The following is a 20,473-nucleotide window of genomic DNA, read 5'->3' on the forward strand; positions in this document are numbered from 1 at the left end:
GGGTGATACTGAACACGTGTCAATAGTTATTGAACAAGACTCAATAGGAGTAGTCTGGCCGGGTGACCAGTAGAGGAACGGCTGCCGCGCCGGTGATCGGGGACAAGCAAACCGCATCCAAGCGCACCCGGATGAGTCCGGAGGGGCGTCGCGACCAGCTCCTCGAGTTCGGTCTGGAGATGGTGCGGGACCGTCCGCTCGAGGAGATCACCATTGACGCCATCGCCGATGCGGCCGGGGTGTCGCGGGCGCTGCTGTTCCACTATTTCGCCTCCAAGCAGGACTATCACGTCGCGATCGCGCAGGCCCAGGCCGACCGGATGCTGGCGTGTACCGAACCGGACGCGTCCCTCGGGGACCCGATCGCCATCCTGACCGCCTCGATGGCGGCGTTCGTCGACTTCGTCAGCGAGAACCGCTCCGCCTACACCGCTCTCATCCGCGGGGCGTCGAGCTCGGATCCCGCGATGCGCGACGTCTTCGACCGAACCCGTGAGGTCATGGTGGGCCGGGTTCTCGATCACGCACCGGCATTCGGCGTCGAGGTCACCCCGACGGTCGTGCTGAGCGTCCACGGCTGGGTCGCCTTCGTCGAGGAGACGACGATCCGCTGGCTGACCTCGCCGACGGTCACCCGCGAGGACCTGCTCGGCCTGATCACCGCCGCCCTTCCGACACTCGCCGGCGCCGCGTCCTAGACTCCCACGGGGAGGACGACGGGGGAGTCGGCATCGACCGCGGGGTCGATCTTCAGTGAGGTGGACCTATGGCGCCCTTGTCACGCACGGATCCGGTTGACGAACGGAGTGGGCGACTCGCCACAGACGACGCACCGTTCTGGTTCGCGACCCCGGCACTCGGCTGGTCGGTGGTGCTGCAGATGGTGTGGGTCTTCGAGGACGAGGTCTCCCTCGAGGCACTGACCGCGATGAACGCCGCGCTGGCCCGCGGACGCATGCACCGGATGCTGGTGTCGTCCACCGTGTACGGCTCGCGTCCCCGCTGGGTCCCGGCGCCCGACGCCCCGGGGCTGGCCGTGGATCCCCTCCCGATTCCCGATGCCGGCGTCGACGCATGGGCGACCGCCGAGATGTCGACGGTCCCGCTCGACGCCGAGGGCGGTCGCTGTTGGCGCCTGCGGAGCGCGCCCACCCAATCCGGCGGCACCGCGCTGTCACTGTGTGCCCTGCACGTGGTCACCGACGGACGGGGCATGGTCGCCGCAGCCGCCGCGGCGGCACGCGAATCGGGCGTACCCGTCGCCGTCGCGGACGAGCGGACCTCGGCAGCGGGAGGTTCTCTGTCGGCAGGTTCGGAGTCCCGGGGTTCCTGGCGCCGCGGACGCCTCGACGATGTCGCCGACGCCGTGGCGCAGGCTGGTGCAGTCGTCGTCGGCATCGCCCGGGCGGCCGCCGAGAGCCGCAAGGCCTCGGGGCTCGAACCGGATCCGCGGCCGGAACGTCCCCCGCTCGCGGAGCGGTCCCCGGCAGCGAAGTTCACCTGGGCGACCGCGTCGATCCCCGCCGGCGACTGGGACCGCGTCGCGGCCGATCACGGCGGCACCTCCAACACCCTGTTCATCGCGGTCGTGAGCGGCCTCCTCCGATCCGGGGGACGGTCCCCGCTGGGGACCCCGATCAAGGTCGGGGTACCGGTGGATCGTCGTGAGGGCGAAGAGGACACCCGGACCAACGCGATCGCAGGGGTGTCGGTGTTCCTGACCGACGAGCCGGTGCCGGGAGGTGACCTCGCCGGGATTCGGGCTGCATGCAAGGCCGCGTTCGTGCGGCTGTCCGAAGGCCGCCGCGCGCCCCACATCTACCTTCGTCCGCTCGCCTGGTTCCTGCCGGTCTCGGTGCTGATCAAGCTCGTCGGCGGCGGTGCCGGCAAGGGCATGCCCGACGCGGTGATCTCCAACATCGGTGAGGTGACGCCGGAGGCCACCGTGGTCGGCGGCCGGACCGCGCGCCGCATGGCGCTGCGCGGCATGACCCAGGGCGTCGACCCCGCGTCCGGGCATCGCTTCGGCGACGGCGTGCAGTCGTGGCTGATCCGGACCCCGGAGCAGGTGTCGTTCACCGTCCTCGGACTCGACGACGAGGCCTTCGGCTCCGACGCCGTACTCCGGGACCTCCTCACCTCCGAACTCGCGGCCTGGGGGCTCCCGCACGAGATCTGGTGAGTTCGACACAGCAAGGCGGCCCCCGCCGGACCGAGTCCGGCGGGGGCCGCCTTTGTCTGTGAGGGTTCGCTACTCGCCGAACGCCTCGTCGAGGATCTCCTGCTGCTCGACCGCGTGCACCTTGCTCGAACCCGAGGACGGGGCCGACATCGGGCGACGCGAGACGCGGCGCAGGCCACCGAGGACATCCGGCAGCACCTCGGGCAGCCACAGGCCGAGGAACGGCCACGGGCCCTGGTTGGCCGGCTCCTCCTGGACCCAGCGGAACTCGCTGGCGTTGCCGTACTGCTCCAGCGTGTTGCGCAGGCGGCGGTGCGGCACCGGGTAGAGCTGCTCGATGCGGACGATCGCGATGTCCTCGCGATCCTCCTTGTCACGACGGGCCGCGAGCTCGTAGTAGAGCTTGCCGCTCACCAGCAGGACGCGCTTGACCTTGCTGCGGTCGGCGTCGCCCTTGGCGAACTTCGGGTCGTCGATGACCGAACGGAACTTGTCGTCGGTGAAATCAGACACCGGGCTGACGGCGGCCTTGTTGCGCAGCATCGACTTCGGGGTGAAGACGATGAGCGGTCGGCTGATGCCGTCGAGGACGTGACGACGCAGCAGATGGAAGTAGCTCGCCGGGGTCGACGGCAGTGCGACGGTCATCGAGCCCTCGGCACACAGCTGCAGGAAGCGCTCGATGCGGCCGGAGGTGTGGTCGGGACCCTGGCCCTCGTGGCCGTGCGGCAGCAGCAGCACCACGTCGGAGAGCTGACCCCACTTGGCCTCACCGGACGAGATGAATTCGTCGATGATCGACTGTGCGCCGTTGACGAAGTCGCCGAACTGCGCCTCCCACAGCACGAGTGCGTCCGGGTTGCCCACGGAGTAGCCGTACTCGAAGCCGACGACACCGAACTCTGACAGCGGCGAGTCGTACACCATGAACCGGCCGCCGTTGCTCTCCTCGCCGGCGGGCTGCAGGTGGTTCAGCGGGGTGTACTCCGAACCGTTCTGACGGTCGATGAGCACCGAGTGGCGCTGCGTGAACGTACCGCGGCGCGAGTCCTGACCGGACAGGCGGACGGTGCGTCCCTCCATCACCAGCGAACCGAACGCGAGGAGTTCGGCGAAGGCCCAGTCGATGTTGCCGTTGCGGGCGGCCTCGGCACGACGCTCCAGAACCGGCTTCACGCGCGCATGCGGGGTGAAGCCCTCCGGGACGTTGACGAAGGCGTCGCCGATGGTCTGCAGGACTTCCTTGTCGACCGCGGTCACCAGCTTGGTCGGCAGGGTCTGGTCGGCCTGGATGGACGGCGACGGCTCGGCGTGGTACTTCTCGAGTTCTTTGACCTCGTTGAAGACCCGTTCGAGCTGTCCCTGGTAATCACGCAGAGCGTCCTCGGCCTCCTTGGTCGAGATGTCACCACGACCGATCAGGGCTTCGGTGTAGCTCTTGCGGACGCCGCGCTTGGTGTCGATGACCTCGTACATCGCCGGCTGCGTCATCGAGGGGTCGTCGCCCTCGTTGTGGCCGCGGCGGCGGAAACAGACGAGGTCGATGACGACGTCCTTGTTGTACGCCTGGCGGTAGTCGACGGCGAGCTTCGCGACCCAGACGCACGCCTCGGGATCGTCGCTGTTCACGTGGAAGATCGGCGCGCCGATCATCTTCGCGACGTCGGTGCAGTACTCGGTGGAACGCGAGTGCTCCGGGGCGGTGGTGAAACCAACCTGGTTGTTCACGACGATGTGCACGGTGCCGCCGGTGCGGTAACCGGGCAGCATCGCCATGTTGAGCGTCTCGGCGACCACGCCCTGACCGGCGAACGCGGCGTCGCCGTGCAGCATGAGCGGCAGGATCGGGAAGCTCTCGTCGTCGGCGTCGGCGATGAGGTCCTGCTTGGCGCGGACCAGGCCCTCGAGGACCGGGTCGACCGCCTCGAGGTGGCTCGGGTTGGCCGTCAGCGAGACGTTGATCTCGTTGTCGCCGAACATCTGGTAGTACTTGCCCTCGGCGCCGAGGTGATACTTCACGTCACCCGAACCGTGCGCCTGCGACGGGTTCAGGTTGCCCTCGAACTCGGAGAAGATCTTCGAGTACGGCTTGCCGACGATGTTGGCGAGCACGTTGAGACGGCCGCGGTGCGGCATACCGATGACGACCTCGGTGAGGTTGTGCTCGGCGCTCTGGTCGATGACCGCGTCCATCATCGGGATGACCGACTCGGCACCCTCGAGCGAGAAGCGCTTCTGACCGACGTACTTGGTCTGCAGGAAGGTTTCGAAGGCCTCCGCCGCGTTCAGCTTGCTCAGGATGTACTTCTGCTCGCCGACCGGCGGCTTCACGTGCTTGACCTCGACACGTTCCTGCAGCCACTTCTGCTGGTCCGGTTCGAGGATGTGGGTGTACTCCACACCGACGTGGCGGCAGTAGGCGTCGCGCAGGATCGCCAGCACGTCGCGCAGCTTCATCTTCTCCTGGCCGTGGAAACCGCCGACCTTGAAGGTGCGGTCGAGATCCCAGAGGGTCAGGCCGTAGGTCGCGATGTCCAGATCAGGATGGCTGCTGCGCGCATCGCTGTTCATCATCAGCGGATCGATGTCGGCCATCAGGTGGCCGCGGCTGCGGTAGGCGGCGATCAGCTCGAGGACGCGGGTGCTCTTGTCGACGAGGCCGGCCGGGATGTCACGACGCCAGCGAACCGGCTCGTACGGCACGTGGAACGCGGTGAAGATCTCGTCGTAGAACGCGTCGTCGATCAGCAGCTGGTGGACGGTGCGCAGGAAGTCGCCCGATTCCGCTCCCTGGATGATGCGGTGATCGTAGGTCGAGGTCAGCGTCATCAGCTTGCCGACGCCGAGCTCGGCGATCTGCTCGTCGCTGGCGCCCTGGAACTCGGCCGGGTACTCCATCGCACCGGCGCCGATGATGGCGCCCTGGCCCTTCATCAGGCGGGGCACGGAGTGCACGGTGCCGATGGTGCCGGGGTTGGTCAGCGAGATGGTCACGCCGGAGAAGTCGTCGGCGCCGAGCTTGCCGTCACGCGCGCGCCGGACGATGTCCTGGTACGCGTTGTAGAACTCGGCGAAGCCCATCCTCTCGCACTCTTTGATGGCGGCGACGACGAGCGTGCGGTTGCCGTCCTTGCCGACCAGATCGATGGCCAGACCGAGGTTGGTGTGCGCGGGGGTGACGACGTTGGGCTTGCCGTCGATCTCGGCGTAGTGCCGATTCATGTTCGGGAAGGCCTTGATGGCCTGGACGATCGCGTAACCCAGGATGTGGGTGAAGCTGATCTTGCCGCCGCGGGTGCGGGCGAGGTGGTTGTTGACGACGATGCGGTTGTCGATCATCGCCTTCGCGGGAACCGCGCGAACACTGGTGGCCGTCGGGATCTGCAACGACAGCGCCATGTTCTTCGCGATGGCGGCGGCGGGACCGCGGAGCACCTTGTTGCCGTCCGCGGATTCCTTCTTGGACTCGGCGGCTGCGGGCTTGGCGGCAGCAGGCTTTTCAACTGCGGCGGGCTTCGGCTGGGAACGGGCGGAACCGTCACGGCTCGCGACGCTGTGGCCGGATGCGGCCTTGGTCGCGGTCGACTCCTTGGCAGGGGAGGGTTTGCGGGCAGAGGCGGTCCGCGTCGGTTCCTGATCGAGCGTGACCTGCTTGCGCGGTGCCGACTCGGCCGCGGGCTTCGCCGGTGCGCTGCCGTTGGAGGAGGGAGTGGTGGACGTCGATGCGGCGGACGCGGCACCACCGTTGTCTCCGGGCTTGTAACTCTTCAAGAGCTCATGCCAGCTCGGGTCCACCGAGCTCGGGTCCTCTTTGAATTGCTGGTACATTTCCTCGACCAGCCAGGTGTTCTGTCCGAAGTCAGAAATCGAACTGCTGCTCACAGCGGTATCTCGCCTCAATTCCCTGAAGGTGCCGGGTTCTCTGCCACACTGACGTCCCTTGTGGAGACTATCGGTGAACCAACTGCCGATGCTACGCGTCATCTGCTGCGTCACACCCACCGACCTGCTACTACAGAGTCAGATCGTCATCTCGGGTGATCCGGCGCGGATGGTCTGGTTGTCGGTTGCGGACGCGCCACGTCGAGCGTCCTGTCGCGAGCCCGCATGTGAGTCGGCGTCCACCGCGTCTGTACGCGCGGCGGTCACCGTCACACCGGGCTCCGTCACCGCGGCCTCGTCGGGATCGACACCGGCCTCCCAGAAGCCGCGATACAGACTGTCCAACGCCAGGAGTTGGTCGTGTGTTCCGAGTTCGACGATTCGGCCGCCGTCGACCACCGCGATGGTATCGGCGCGAGCCGCGGTGGCCAGCCGGTGCGCGACGATGACGGAGGTCCGGCGCCGAGTCATCGCCCGCCCGGCGGCCAGGACCTGCGCCTCGGTGGCCTGGTCGAGCGTGGCGGTCGCCTCGTCGAGCAGCAGGAGGTCGGGGTCGACGAGTTCGGCTCGGGCCAGTGCGATCAGCTGGCGCTGACCGGAGCTGAGGCCCTGGCCGCGTTCGCCGATGGGATGGTTCATGCGTCCCGGCAGGGCCGCGATCATCGGTAGGGCGCCCACCGCGGCCGCGGCCTCGACGATCGCGGCGCGATCGGCATCCGGCCGGCCGTAGGCGATGTTGTCCGCCACGGTCCCGGTGAACAGATGCGGCTCCTGCGGGACCAGGCCGAGTCGGCTGCGGTACCCGGAGAGGACGAGGTCGCCGATGTCGGTGCCGTCCACGAGGACGCGTCCGGTGGTCGGGTCGTAGAACCGGGCCAGCAGTTTCACGATCGTCGACTTGCCCGCGCCGGTTCGACCGACGAGGGCGAGCGAGGACCCGGCGGGGATGTGCAGGTCGACGTCGAGCAGGGCGTCGGATTCCGCGCCCTGATAGCGGAAGCCGACCCCGTCGAAATCGACCTCGCCGTCGAAGCCGGTGGCCGGCGGTGTCGTGGCGTCCGGGTTGACCCGCAGCGAACTCGGGGTCCGCAGCAGGTCGCCGATGCGCCGTAGGCCGACCGCCGCCTGCTGGTAACCGTCGAAGACCTGCGAGAGCTGCTGGACGGGACCGAACAGCATCGTGAGATAGAGGACGAAGGCGATCAGAGTGCCCGCGGTGAGTGAGCCGTCGGCCACCTGGCCGGCGCCGACGCCGAGTGCGATCGCGGTGGCGATGTCCGACATCAGCATGATCAGCGGGAAGTACGAGGCGATCGCCCGCTGCGAGACCATCCGTGCCGCGACCCACGCCGCCGAACGCTGCCCGAAACGCTTCTGTGCGTCGTCGGTGCGGAGGTAGGTCTGGGTGGTCTTGATCCCGGCGATGTTCTCCTGGAAGTCGGCGTTCACCGTGCTGATCAGTTCGCGGGACCGCGTGTAGGCGGCGGTCGCGACACGCCGGAAGACGACGGTCGCCACGACCAGCAGCGGGAAGACGGGTAACACCAGCAGTGCGAGCGACGGCCCGGTGACCAGCAACGCGACCGTGACGCCGACCAGGGTGAGGAGTGCGACGATCGCCGACGTCAGACCGGTCTGCAGGAAGGTCGACAACGCGTCGATGTCGGTCGTCATCCGCGTCATGATCCGACCCGACAGCTCGCGCTCGTAGTAGTCCAGGCCGAGGCGCTGGATGTGGGCGTAACTGCGGATGCGCAGTCCGAACAGCACGCGCTCACCCGCTCGGGTGGAGGTCATCGTCAACAGGGACGCGGCGACCCACCCGACGCCGACGAGTGCCACACCGCCGATCGCCGCCCACCACAGGGTGCGCTGGTCGTGGTCGCCGGCCGCGTCGATGACGGCGCGGGCGATGCTGGGGAAGGCCAGGCCGACGAGGGTGTCGACGGCGATGGCGACCAACGCGAAGGCGAGCAGCCAGCGGACCGGTCGTAGGAGGCCGCGGAGGGTGAAGTCCGGGTTCTCGCGCCGGGCGTCGGCGACGTCCACCGCTGGGTCCTCGACGGCCGGCGGCAGCGCGTCGACCCTCGCCTGGAGTTCGGGCGTCGCCGGCATCGACCCCAGTGCGCTGGCGACACCGCCGCCCCGCTGCCCGGTCCGCGTGCCCGCGCCCACCGCCGGGCCGGTCCGCGTATACGTCTGCTCGTCGAGGAATTGCGTTGTCGGCCAGAAGCTCTCGACGGTGTGGTCGGAGATGCTCGGCCGGCTGGGCGGCGAGACGACGTCCGGGTCACCGACGGCGTTCGTCATCAGCTCGCGGAACCGCGCCGAGGAGGCCTCGAGCTCGGCCGGCGTCCCGATCGCGGTGATCCGGCCCTCGTCCAGCACGGCGACCCGGTCGGCGAGGACGAGTGTCGACCGCCGGTGGGCGAGGACCAGCATGGTGCGTCTCTGATCACGTAGGCGGCCGAGGATCCGGGCCTCGGTGGTGGCGTCGACCGCCGATGTCGCGTCGTCGAGCACCAGGACGCGCGGGTCGGCGAAGAGGGCACGCGCGAGGGCGATCCGCTGGCGCTGTCCGCCGGAGAGGGTCAGGCCGCGTTCGCCGACGACGGTGTCGTAGCCGTCCGGGAGTGCCTCGATGAACTCGGTGGCCTCGGCCGCGGCCGCCGCGGCTCGCACCCGGTCGGCGAGCGAATCGGGGTCGGCGGTGGCGCCCGGTCCCATGGCGATGTTCGCGGTGATGGTGTCGGAGAAGAGGAACGGTTCGTCGAAGACGGCGGCGACGGCTTCGTGCAGCGCAGTCGGCGACAGCGAGTCCACCGGGTGCGGGCCGTCGGCGCCGACAAGGGAGATCGTGCCGGCGTCGGGTCTCTCGTAGCGGCTGACCAGGTCGGCGATGGTCGACTTCCCGGAGCCGGGTGGCCCGACGATCGCCACGCATTCGCCGGGTTCGATACGCAGGTCGATCCCGCTCAGCACGGCGGGCGGATCGTCGGCCTCGTGGGTGTGATGGGCGAAGGAGACGTTCTCCAGTTCGACGCCGAGCGGGCCGTCGGGCAGCGTGCCGGTCGCGGTCTCACCGGGATCGCGCGGGTGATCGATGACGTCGTAGACGCGTTCCACCGCCGCGCGGGCGAGCTGGGCGTTGACGATGAGATTGGTGAGCAGACGGGCAATGCCGGTCATCGCGGTGACGTAGGTGGTGAACGCGAGGAACGTGCCGGCGGTGATCGCGTCCGTCATCGTCAGGTAGCCGCCGGCGACGATCACGCCGACCATGCCGAGTTGGGGGATGGCGCTCAGGGTGGGGGCGAAACGGGCGTTGATCCGGGCCGCGCGCAGGCGCCGGGCGAACAAGGTGCGGCAGCGCGTCACCAGTCCGTCGACGGCGCGGTCCTCCTGGCCGAAGCCCTTGACGACGCGGACGCCGGTGACGGTCTCCTCCACGTGCTGGGCCACATCGGCCGCGGACTGCTGCGCGGACCACGTCGCCGCGAAGAGCTTTCGGCGGGTACGGAAGACCTCCAGGGCGATCAGCGGCGCGATCACCAGTGCGACGGCGGTGAGCAGCGGGGAGAGATAGGCCATGACTCCGAGCGCGACGACCATCTGCACCGCGGCACCCAACGAGAGCGGTGCCATCGCCAGCAAGCCCTGGACCACCTGGATGTCGGAGATGGAGCGGGAGACGATCTGTCCCGTCCGGATCTGGTGCTGGCTGCGGCCGTCGAGGTGCAGCAGGGTGTCGAGCAGGCGCCGGCGCAGGTTGTTCTGCACGTTGACCGCGAGGCGGCCGGCGAACACGCGCCGTCCGAAGTGGCAGGCGTAACGCACGAACGCGAGAACGACCAGGCCCGTGATGATGGTGGACAAGGCGAGGCCGTCGTCGATCACGCCGGTGGCCCGGTCGATCGCGCCCTTGGCCAGCAGGGGCATCACGACGTCGACGGCCACCGCGATCATCGTGACGGTCAGGGTCACGATGACGATGCGGCGATAACGCCACGCCTCGCCGAGCAGCTTCCGGATCCAGCCCGGCGGCGAGGTGGTTGGGGTGCTCCCGGTGGCGGGAGGCATGGTCGGCTCCGGGATCACCGGGAGCCGGGCGGTAGCGGGCTCGTCTCGTTCACCACCTCGGCGTCGAGAACCCAGAAGGCAGGTGCGGGGCCGAATGCCTCCCGCGCGTTGTTGACCACCTTGCGGCCGAGCGCGCGGCTTCCCGCGCCGCCGATGACCGCTCCGATGCCGGCGGGCATCAGCTTGCCGAAGATCAACGGCGCGCGCCGGATCGCGTACTTGCGCACGAGCTTGTTGACCAGGGTCTTGTTGAGTTTGGTGATGGCGCCCGACGGCAGGGCCGCACCGCCGAGCCGGCGCAGGGGGCCGCCGCGCGTACCGACGACCCGGCCGAGGGCGAGCACACCTTCCTCGCCGAGCGCGACCGCCAGGACGAGCGACTTGCGTCGATCGGTCTCGTGGACGCCGATGCCGTGGACCTCGGCGATCGACAGGGCGAGCAGTGCCGAGGCTTCGAGGAAGAAGGCGGTGTCGCCGGTCATCGCGCCGAAGGCCGTCATCGTCCCGACCCCGGGCACGGCGGCTGCCGCGCCGACCGCTCCACCTGAACCGGTGACCGCGTTCAGGTAGCGCTTCTCGAGGCGCTCGATGATCTGGGCGGGGGAGTCGTCGGGGTACTTGCGGCGCAGCGAGTCGACGTATTTCTTGACCGCCGGGCCCTGCAGGCGCTGCGCGCGGTCGAGGATGCCGCCGGTGACCTCGACGGCCTTGCCGGCGGGCTTGGGAGTGGGGTCGGTCATGACTGGGGTACCCAATTCTCCTGGGGGACGACCTCGTCGGGCCGTGGGGGGCCGGGCGGCGTGCCGTCGCCGAAGGGACGCCCGCCGAGTTCCTCGCGGTGGTGTGGGGTCAGCCATCCCCGCAGGTCGGGGCCCTTGGGCACGATCTGCGTGGGGTTCACATCGGTGTGCACGATGTAGTAGTGCTGCTTGATCTGGGTGAAATCGGTGGTGTCGCCGAAGCCGGGGGTCTGGAACAGGTCGCGGGCGTAGGCCCACAGCACCGGCATCTCGCTGAGCTTGCTGCGATTGCACTTGAAATGGCCGTGGTAGACGGGATCGAAGCGGGCGAGGGTCGTGAACAGCCGGACGTCGGCCTCGGTGATGGTGTCGCCGACCAGGTACCGCTGCGTCGACAACCGCTCGGACAGCTCGTCGAGCTTGGTGAACAGGCGGTCGTAAGCGGCCTCGTAGGCCTCCTGGCTGCCGGCGAACCCGCACCGGTAGACGCCGTTGTTGACCTCGGTGTAGATCCCGTGGCTGACCTCGTCGATCTCGTCGCGCAGGCGTTCGGGGTAGAGCTCGGGCGCGCCGTCGCGGTGGAACGCGGTCCATTCCAGCGAGAAGTCGATCGTCATCTGGGGGAAGTCGTTGGTGACGACCTCACCGGTGGGGACGTCGACGATCGCCGGCACGGTGATCCCCTTGGGGTAACCCGGGATCCGCTTCTCGTAGGCGTCCTTGAGGCGCGGGATCTGCAGGACGGGGTCGAGGCCCCCGGGGTCGAGGTCGAAGGTCCACGAGTTCTTGTCGTGGGTGGGTCCGCACAGTCCGAGTGAGATGGCGTCCTCGAGCCCGAGGAGTCGGCGGACGATGAGCGTCCGGTTGGCCCAGGGGCAGGCGCGTGCGGCGACGAGACGATAGCGCCCGGCCTCGACGGGGTAGCCGTCCCGGCCGTCGGCGGTGATGCGGGTCTCGATGTACTTGGTGTCCCGCACGAACTCCTGGCCGGACATCACATAGCTGCCCTGCTCCCCGGAATCGGTTGTCCCGGTGGGGTCGCTCTGGGTGGATTCCTCCGGCGCATGAGTCATGCCGTCCACAGTAATGATGGCCGGCGACACTTGGCAGCAACCGAACACCTGCGTATATTCCGACTGGAATATTCGACGCCGATCAGCGGTCCCGCAGGCCGCCCGGACCAAGGGGGTCGCGCATGGCGTGTTCCGCACCGCTCGGACCGGTGGCGATCCTGGTGCTCGGCCTTCTCCTCGAGCGTCCGATGCACCCGTACGAGATGGTTCAGACGACCGTCGCGCGTCGCGAGGACCGGTTGGCGAAGTTCCGCGCCGGCACCCTGTACCACGCGGTCGACCGGCTGTCGGAGAACGGATTGATCGAGGTCCACGAGGTCCGTCGCGAGGGCAACCGGCCCGAACGGACCGTGTACGCGATCACCGGCCCGGGTCGGGAGGCTCTGACCGAGAACCTCGAACGCATCCTCGAGACGAGACCCGAGGAGTACCCGGAGCTCTACCTCGCCCTGTCGGAGGCGCATGGTCTGCCCCGGGACCGGGTCGTCGAACTCCTCGAACGGCGGGTCGCGACCATGCGGGCCGACCTCGCCGACGTCGAGGCCGCCGTCACGGAGTTCCGGGCCCACGGGAAACCGGAGATGTTCTTCCTCGACGGGGGTTGCCGGATCGCGACGCTCACCGCCCAGATCGCCTGGCTCGACGACCTCGTCGACCGGCTCCGCACTCACCGCATCGACTGGCTCGACGATCCGGATTCGCCGTATCTCGTTCCGACCCAGCCGAATCCCGCCACGGCACCGAATGCCGCGGCAGACGCCGAACACCTCGCACAGAAGGTCGAGTAGTGATGACCCGTTCCACCCCTGACACCGGGGTCACCGGCTCCGAGGTGACGACGAGGCCCTGGGCGGCGCTGATGGCGCTGTGCGTGGGCTTCTTCATGATCCTCGTCGACATGACGATCGTGGCGGTCGCGCAGCCGCGCATCCAGGCCGACCTGAACACCGACGTCAACGGCGTCGTGTGGGTCACGAGCGCCTACCTGCTGACCTATGCGGTGCCGTTGCTCATCACCGGGCGCCTCGGCGACAAGTACGGGCCGAAGTCGATGTACCAGATCGGCCTGATCGTCTTCACGATCGCCAGCGTGTGGTGCGGACTGTCGGATTCGATCGGCGAGCTCATCGCCGCTCGCGCCCTGCAGGGCGTCGGCGCCGCGCTCATCACCCCGCAGACGATGTCGCTGATCACGCGTATCTTCCCGCCGGAGAAGCGCGGTGCGGCCATGGGTATCTGGGGCACGGTCGCCGGGGTCGCGACCCTCGTGGGGCCGCTGCTCGGCGGCGTCCTCACCGACGCGTTCGGCTGGGAATGGATCTTCTTCATCAACGTGCCCGTCGGCATCGCGGGACTCGTGCTGGCCGCGGTCCTGGTCCCGCAGGTCGAGACCAACGACCACCAGTTCGACTGGATCGGCGTGGGCTTGTCGGCCGTCGGCCTGTCCGCGCTCGTGTTCGGCATCCAGGAGGGCGAGAGCTTCGACTGGGCCGCCTGGGTCTGGGCCCTGATCGGCGGCGGGCTCATCTTCCTCGGCGTCTTCGTCTGGTGGCAGTCGCGCATCCGGACCGAGCCGCTGCTCCCGCTCTCGCTGTTCCGGGATCGCAACTTCGCGCTGGCCACCGTGGGCATCTCCTCGATGGGCTTCGCGGTGTCGGCCATGATGATCCCGCTGACCTTCTTCCTGCAGCTCGTCGGCGGGATGACCCCGACCCAGTCGGCGGTCGTGCTGGTGCCGATGGCGATCCTGACGGGCATCCTCGCGCCGATCGTCGGTCGCGTGGTCGACCGTGTGCACCCGCGGGCCATCGTCTCCACCGCGCTGCTGCTCAACGCGATCGCCATCGGCTGGCTGGGTGTGGTCGCGCGACCGGACACCCCGGTCTGGATGATCATCCTGCCCCTGTGCCTGATGGGTGTCGCGTCGGCCGGTATCTGGGCTCCCTTGGCCGCCACCGCGACCCGCAACCTGCCGTGGCATCAGGCCGGTGCGGGCGCCGGTGTGTACAACACCCTGCGCGTGATCGGCTCGGTGCTGGGCTCGGCGATGATCGGTGCCCTCCTGCAGTCGCGCCTCGCCGCCGAGCTGCCCGGGATCGACGCCGGCGCCGCGCAGGATGCGAGTGGCGCGAACCAGCTTCCGGAGTTCCTCCGCGAGGGCTTCGCCTCCGCGATGGGGCAGTCGCTGTTCCTCCCCGCGGCGGCGTTGCTGGTCGGCGTCGTGGCGACGTTCTTCTTCGTGCGGCCCGCGCATCAGATGCCGCCGGCCGCGGCCGTACCCGGTGGGCCCGCCGATGCCGCGGCGGGTAGCGCGACTCACAATGCCCCGTTGACCGGGGCCTGAGCGCGCGTCCCACGATCTGTCGGGCCCCGACCGTATGGTTTGTCACCATGCGGATCGTGCACACCTCCGACTGGCACCTGGGCCGGACGTTCCATGGTGTCGACCTGCTCGCCGACCAGCGTCGTGCGCTGAGCCACCTCGCCGAGCTGGTCGCCGCCGAATCGGCCGACGCCGTGATCGTCGCCGGCGACGTCTACGACCGTTCGGTGCCCTCGGCCGACGCGGTGCGTGCCTACGACGAAGGCCTGGCCGAGATCGCCGCCGCCGGTGCCCGGATCATCGTCACCTCGGGCAACCACGACTCGCCCACGCGCCTCGGCGCGGGGTCGGCGTTCGCGGCGGCCGGCGGACTGCACCTGCGGACCTCGATCGAGGGGATCGCCGAGCCGATCGTCCTGTCCGACGAGCACGGCGAGGTCGCGGTGTACGGCATCCCGTACCTCGAACCCGACACCGCCCGTCGCCATCTCGGGGTCGAGGAGGTGTGCGGCCACACCGCAGTTCTCGATGCCGCGATGACCCGCATCCGCGCCGACCTCGCGTCCCGGCAGGCCCGATCGATCGTCGTCGCCCACGCCTTCGTCAGCGGCGCCGCCGCCTCCGGGTCCGAGCGGTCGATCAGCGTCGGGGGAGTCGAAACCGTTCCCGCCGAGACCTTCTCCGGTGCCGATTACGTCGCCCTCGGTCATCTGCACTCGCCGCAGCGCGTCACCGACACCGTCCGGTACAGCGGTTCGCTGCTCCCGTACTCCTTCGGCGAGCGCACGCATCGCAAAGCGGTGTGGGTGGTCGACCTCGATGCCGACGGGGTCGGCGATATCCGCAAGCACGAGCTTCCGGTCGTGCGCGAGTTGAGCTCCCTCCGTGGAACACTCGACGAGTTGCTGACCTCGGAGCAGTTCGCGGGCGCCGAGGACCACTACGTCGAGGTGACCTTGACCGACGCGGTACGCCCGCTCGACGCGATGCGACGCCTGCGGGAGCGGTTCCCGTGCGCGGTGCACGTGCAGTGGGACCGCCCGCACACCGGCTCGGGGGTCGACTACCGTTCGCGGGTCCGCGGCCGGAGCGATGCCGAGATCATCAACTCCTTCATCGAGGACGTCCGCGACACCCCGACCAAGGGGGAGCGGGTGCTGATCGAACGCGCACTGCGGGCGGTCGTCGGCGAACCCGAGGCCGACGGCGAGCTCGCGCTGTTCGCCCTCGATGCGTTCGTCGCCGAGACCGCGTGAGTGCTGACGGCGTATGAGACTGCACCACATCCGGATTCGCGCGTTCGGCCCGTTCGCCGACGAGGTCACCGTCGACTTCGACGAGCTCGGGGCAGACGGGCTGTTCCTCCTGCACGGCCAGACCGGTGCCGGCAAGACCACCGTGCTCGACGCGGTGGCGTTCGCCTTGTTCGGCCGGGTCCCCGGCGCTCGTGACACCAACCGCCGACTCCACTCGGATCATGCTGCGCCCGAGACGATTCCGCAGGTCGAACTCGAGGCCACCGTCGGTTCCCGCCGATTGCGCATCACCCGATCGCCCGAGCACGAGCGCCCCAAGAAGCGCGGCGACGGGAAACGCAAGATCAACGCGTGTGCGTCGCTCGTCTGGGTGGACGGTTCGGGCCCTGACCTGACCCGCATCCCGGAGATCGGCGAGGCGGTCGTCCGCCTGCTCGGTATGAGCGCCGAGCAGTTCTTCCAGGTGGTCCTGTTGCCGCAGGGCGACTTCGCCCGGTTCCTCCGCGCGCACTCCGACGAGCGGGAGGAGCTGCTGGAGCGCCTCTTCGACACCGAGCGGTTCGGCGACCTCGAGGAATGGCTCCGCGATCGTGCCCGCGAGAGCGCGTCCTCCTTGGCCGAGCAGACCGGCACCCTGGACCGCATCGCCGGGCAGATCGTGGCGATCAGCGGCACGCAGGCGCCTGCCGAACCGGACTTCGACTGGGCCCAGGCATGTCTCGACACGGCCCGGCAGACCGCCGCGTCCGCGCTCGCCGAATCGACCGCCGCGCAGGCGGCCGTCGAACAGGCCGAAGCCGCCCACGAACACGGCAGGCGCGTCGACGATCTACGTCGCCGCGGTCTGCAGGCGCGCGACCGGCTCGCCCGCCTCACCGAGGGGGAGGTGACGCTGACGGCCGCCGAGCGGTCACGCCGGCTCGCCCTGCGCGCCGCACCCATCGCGCCCCTGGCCGACGACCACGAGCGCGTGGCCGCCGACCTGGCCTCGGCGACGGCCGCGGCCGACCACGCACGTGACGCCCTCAGCGAACTCGCCGAGGGTGCGAAACTGTGCGAATCCGACTGCGACGATGCAGCTCTCGTCGCGGCCGTCGACCGATGGACCGAGGAATCTGGTCGCTGGGAACCGCTGGCGAAGCGTGTCGCCGAGCGGCCCCGGCTGGTCGCCGACATCGACGGACTCGAGAAGACGATCGCCGGCGCGGAGCAGCAGGCCGACGAAACCCGGACGTGGCTCGAGTCGGTACCGGCTCGCCGCGACGAGGCAGTCGCCGCACTCCGGGCGGCGGACGAACTACGTGTCCAGGCGCCGAAGCTGCACGCCGAACGCGACCACGCCCGCCGTGTTCTCCAGGCCTTCACCGACCGCGACGAGGTGCTCGCGCAGCTCGCCGACGCCGAACGGGACCTTCTCGACGCGCGGGAGCAGCACTCTGCCGCACGGGAACAGCAGCTCGACATCCGCGAACGACGCCTCACCGGCATGGCCGTCGAACTCGCCGGTGCCCTCGTCGACGGGCACCCGTGCGCGGTTTGCGGCTCGGTCGGTCATCCCGCGCCGGCCACCGGCGACGCCGGCACCTCGGTGGGCGAGGCCCAGGAGAAGGAAGCCGCGGCCGCCGAAGAGCGTGCGAGCGCGATCAGGGCCATCGCCCAGTCCGCGGTCGCCGCACTGCAGGAGCGGCAGGCCAATCTCGATGCCGTCATCGCCGGCGCCGACCGCGCCGCCACCCGGGCAGGTCACGACCGCCTCGCCGCCGACCTCGCGGCTGCCGAGCGGGCGGCCGTCCGCACGCCGTCGCTGCAGGACGCGGTCGAACGCATCGACGCCGAGATCGCCGACCGGCGCCGGACCCTGGCCGATCACGAGACCGCGCAGGCGCGGCGTCGTGAACGCCTGACGACCCTGCGCGAGAAGCTGGGCGCCCTCGACGCCGAGGTCCACGAGGCGACCGGCGGGCGGATGGGGGTCGCGGAGCGTCGTCGCGAACTCGCCGAACTCTGCCGCCGCACAAGGACTCTGCGGGAGGCCCGGCGCGAGCTCGACCGGACCCGCCGACGGCAGGCCGAGATCGCCGAGCGGCTCACCGTCGCCTGTGCCGCCGCCGAATTCACCGGAGCGGACGAGGTCCGGTCGGCCGCCGCGTCGCCGGGTCAGATCCGACAGTGGGAGAAGCTCCTCGAAGAGGCGGCGGCGATACGCGCCGGCGCGGAGGAGACCCTCGCCGATCCCGACGTGTGCGCGGCGCTGGAGGCGCCCGAGGTCGATGTCGCCGGTCTGACGGCGGATCTGGTGGCCGCACGTGCCCGCCGCGACGATGCCGCCCGCGTGAATGCGGTGGCCGCGCAGCGCCGTACGGACCTCGAGGAGTACGTCGCCGGCTTCTGGGCCGCCCTCGACGCACTCGCACCGCTGAAGGCACGACACGAGGAGCTGCAGGGCCTCGCGGAACTGGTGAGCGGCCGCGGACAGAACTCCCGACGCATGTCGCTGCGGTCGTACGTGCTCGCCGCCCGGCTCGACGAGGTGCTCGTCGCCGCGTCCGGACGTCTCCGCGAGATGTCATCGGGCCGTTATGAATTCGTCCACTCGGACGCCGCCGGTGTGCGCGGTCGCCGCGGCGGCCTGGGCATCGAGGTCCGCGACGAGTACACCGGCGTGCTGCGGGCCACCACGACGCTGTCGGGTGGAGAGACGTTCTTCGCCTCGCTGGCCCTCGCGCTGGGTCTGGCCGATGTCGTCTCGGCCGAATCCGGCGGTCGCGTCCTCGACACGATCTTCATCGACGAGGGTTTCGGCACCCTCGACCCCGAAGCCCTCGACCTCGTGATGGGCGTCCTCGACGACCTCCGCTCCGGCGGTCGCGTCGTCGGCGTCGTCAGTCACGTCGACGAGTTGCGGGCCCGGATTCCGGCGCAACTGCACGTCCTGCGCGGCGAACACGGCTCGACGCTGCGGGTGCAGAGTCCGCTCGGCGTGTCGTGAGCAGCCCGATTGTGATGTGCCGGTGAGCGTGCGCTAGTCTGGGTTCCGCCCGATGAGCCCCCGTAGCTCAGGGGATAGAGCGTCTGCCTCCGGAGCAGAAGGCCGCAGGTTCGAATCCTGCCGGGGGCACAGATACACAGAATCACCACTTTTGGAGAAACCCACCGCCCTTCGGGCCGGTGGGTTTCTCCATTTCTGGTGGGTTTGCGCTTCCGCGTCAGTTCATCGGCAGCGGCTGTGCGTTGCGCTCGGCGAGCATCGCCGTGATGATCCCGATCTCCTTGTCCTGCGTACGTTCCATCGCCGACGCGAGGTCGCGGACGTAGGGCTGCGAGACGTTGGCCGGGTTCGCGGCGTACTCCATCATGTGGAGCCCGCCCTCGTGGTGGCGAAGCATCAGCTGCAGGAAGGTCGTGTCGACCTCCGGCCCGCGCATCGCGCGGAACCGCTCCATCTCGGCCGACGTCGCCATGCCCGGCATGGCCGGCTGCTCGACGTCGGCGGCCGGAGTGGCCCCGTGATCTCCGTGGCCCATGTCGCCGTGATCCATGTCGCCGTGGTCCCCGTGATCGTCACCGGTCGCCTCCGTCGACGATCCATGGCCCATCCAGCCCATCGTCTCGCCGGGGTTGGTGACGGGCTGGCCCCACCGGGTCAGCCACGACTGCATCTGGCCGATCTCGTTGCTCTGCGCGGTGAGGATGTCGAAGGCCATGCTGCGGACCTGGGGATCGGTGCCGTGCTCGAGTTCGATCGCGGCCATCTCGACGCCCTGCTCATGGTGACGCGTCATGTCCTGCGCGAAGCCGACCGCGGCCGAGTTCGCCGCGGGGGAGTCCTCGCCGGAGGAGTCGTCGGCCAGGCTCGCCTGGATCAGCAGGCCGAGGCCGACGCCGACCAGGAGCAGCGCCACTGCGGCGAGTGCGAGAAGGGCAGGGCTCCGACGCGACGGGGCGGTCTCGGTACCCGCGGGTGTCGTCGTGCTCTCAGGTGTCTCGCTCATGTTCGTTCCTCGCCTGATCAGCCCGCGGGCATCGGGTTGTTGCCGCCGCCGCCCATGGGGACGGCGTCGGGGCCGGGCTCACCTTCGTCGGCCGGCGGGGGATTCGACGGATCGAAGCCCGGGATGGCGGTACAGGTGGCCTGGGTCTCCGGGTAGGCCGCGGTCTGCGGGTTCTCCGGGTAGACGCCGGGCATCATGTTGCGGCGCAGCGAGGTGATGAACTGATCGACCCGCGGGTCGTTCGCCGAGTCCAGCTTCAGCTGGTGGCCCCAGCTCTGCAGGGAGACCGGCTTGTCGAGGCCGGGGTACGGCGACAGGAACAGGTACTGCTCGCCGCGCACGAGTCGCTTGAGGTAGTCGATGTCCTCGGGCGAAGCCGTGTCGGGGTTGTAGGTGATCCAGACGGCGCCGTGCTCGAGGGCGTGGACGGCGTTCTCCGACCGCAGCGGGTTCGGATAGACGACGCCGGTACAGGTCGCCCAGATCTCGTCGTGCGGACCGCCGAACGGCGGCGACTGGTCGTAGGCGACGCGCTGCGACGCGTTCACATGCTTGCCCGCCTCGTAGTAGATCTTCGTCACACCGTCGATGCCCTGCGACGGGTCCGGGGTCTGCGGCGACGGGACGAACCCTTCGGCCGACTGGACCGCGACGTCGTCCTTCTCGTTGGCGCGCTTCTCGTTGAGCTTGGGGAGCAGATAGATCGCGAGTCCGGCGACGAGGCCGATGACCACGACGACTGCGCCGATCAGCATCCAGTCGACCTGTCGGCCGGTCGCAGTGGGTACGGACCCGGACTTCTTACGAGCCTTGGGGACGTTGGCCCCTGGTTTGCGCGCCATTGACTTCTTTCCTCGTACGACGGGGGTCGCCGTGCGCGCGGGCGGTCGTACCCCCCGACGCGCGCTCGGCGCACACGAGTCTACTGGTGGACAGCACCCGCTC

The 20,473-nt window shown here is 69.4% G+C and carries 12 protein-coding genes and 1 tRNA gene; 7 read left to right on the forward strand and 6 right to left on the reverse strand.

Translation table 11 applies throughout. The annotated features are described in order from the left end of the window. Positions 1 to 62: 62 nt before the first annotated feature. Both GKZ92_RS08845 and GKZ92_RS08850 read left to right on the forward strand, forming a co-directional pair. Positions 63 to 698, forward strand: coding sequence for a TetR/AcrR family transcriptional regulator (locus GKZ92_RS08845; RefSeq protein WP_006360495.1), 636 nt, complete (start codon positions 63 to 65; stop codon positions 696 to 698). A gap of 68 nt (positions 699 to 766) precedes the next feature. Continuing rightward, complete coding sequence (locus GKZ92_RS08850; protein WP_006360496.1) at positions 767 to 2,182, forward strand: hypothetical protein; 1,416 nt, start codon at positions 767 to 769, stop codon at positions 2,180 to 2,182. Between the two features lie 69 nt (positions 2,183 to 2,251). On the opposite strand, the gene GKZ92_RS08855 is transcribed toward GKZ92_RS08850, so the two are convergent. The 4 genes from GKZ92_RS08855 to GKZ92_RS08870 form a co-directional block, all read right to left on the reverse strand. Beyond that, complete coding sequence (locus GKZ92_RS08855) at positions 2,252 to 6,064, reverse strand: multifunctional oxoglutarate decarboxylase/oxoglutarate dehydrogenase thiamine pyrophosphate-binding subunit/dihydrolipoyllysine-residue succinyltransferase subunit (protein WP_035750759.1); 3,813 nt, start codon at positions 6,062 to 6,064, stop codon at positions 2,252 to 2,254. Positions 6,065 to 6,202: 138 nt separating this feature from the next. Next, positions 6,203 to 10,162: an ABC transporter ATP-binding protein gene (locus GKZ92_RS08860; RefSeq protein ID WP_006360498.1), complete on the reverse strand. Its 3,960-nt coding sequence runs from the start codon at positions 10,160 to 10,162 to the stop codon at positions 6,203 to 6,205. Further along, positions 10,159 to 10,884 (reverse strand): hypothetical protein, encoded by a 726-nt coding sequence (locus GKZ92_RS08865; RefSeq protein WP_006360499.1) that lies wholly within the window; start codon positions 10,882 to 10,884, stop codon positions 10,159 to 10,161. Before GKZ92_RS08865 ends, GKZ92_RS08860 begins: the two co-directional genes overlap by 4 nt. Then, complete coding sequence (locus GKZ92_RS08870) at positions 10,881 to 11,957, reverse strand: glutathione S-transferase family protein (protein ID WP_035750916.1); 1,077 nt, start codon at positions 11,955 to 11,957, stop codon at positions 10,881 to 10,883. The genes GKZ92_RS08865 and GKZ92_RS08870 overlap by 4 nt, the downstream gene beginning before the upstream one ends. Positions 11,958 to 12,079: 122 nt before the next feature. Here GKZ92_RS08870 and GKZ92_RS08875 point away from each other — a divergent pair, with 122 nt between their 5' ends. From GKZ92_RS08875 to GKZ92_RS08895, 5 genes are all read left to right on the forward strand, one after another. Further along, positions 12,080 to 12,745 carry a PadR family transcriptional regulator gene (locus tag GKZ92_RS08875; protein WP_006360501.1) on the forward strand — a complete coding sequence of 222 codons (666 nt, stop codon included), beginning with the start codon at positions 12,080 to 12,082 and terminating at the stop codon, positions 12,743 to 12,745. A 2-nt stretch (positions 12,746 to 12,747) separates the two neighbouring features. Continuing rightward, complete coding sequence (locus tag GKZ92_RS08880) at positions 12,748 to 14,301, forward strand: DHA2 family efflux MFS transporter permease subunit (RefSeq protein WP_040004356.1); 1,554 nt, start codon at positions 12,748 to 12,750, stop codon at positions 14,299 to 14,301. A 47-nt stretch (positions 14,302 to 14,348) separates the two neighbouring features. Next, complete coding sequence (locus tag GKZ92_RS08885; RefSeq protein ID WP_006360503.1) at positions 14,349 to 15,536, forward strand: exonuclease SbcCD subunit D; 1,188 nt, start codon at positions 14,349 to 14,351, stop codon at positions 15,534 to 15,536. Between the two features lie 13 nt (positions 15,537 to 15,549). Further along, positions 15,550 to 18,525, forward strand: a complete 2,976-nt coding sequence (locus GKZ92_RS08890) for an AAA family ATPase (protein WP_006360504.1) — start codon at positions 15,550 to 15,552, stop codon at positions 18,523 to 18,525. A 56-nt stretch (positions 18,526 to 18,581) separates the two neighbouring features. Next, positions 18,582 to 18,654: transfer RNA gene (locus tag GKZ92_RS08895), tRNA-Arg, on the forward strand. A gap of 88 nt (positions 18,655 to 18,742) precedes the next feature. Here the strand turns inward: GKZ92_RS08895 and GKZ92_RS08900 are convergent. Further along, positions 18,743 to 19,528, reverse strand: a complete 786-nt coding sequence (locus tag GKZ92_RS08900) for a DUF305 domain-containing protein (RefSeq protein WP_155225199.1) — start codon at positions 19,526 to 19,528, stop codon at positions 18,743 to 18,745. Positions 19,529 to 19,545: 17 nt separating this feature from the next. Continuing rightward, positions 19,546 to 20,370, reverse strand: coding sequence for a DUF3105 domain-containing protein (locus tag GKZ92_RS08905; protein WP_006360506.1), 825 nt, complete (start codon positions 20,368 to 20,370; stop codon positions 19,546 to 19,548). Between the last annotated feature and the right edge of the window lie 103 nt (positions 20,371 to 20,473).

This window comes from Gordonia sp. 135 (assembly GCF_009720185.1).
In the GTDB taxonomy this organism is placed as follows: Bacteria; Actinomycetota; Actinomycetes; order Mycobacteriales; family Mycobacteriaceae; genus Gordonia; species Gordonia alkanivorans.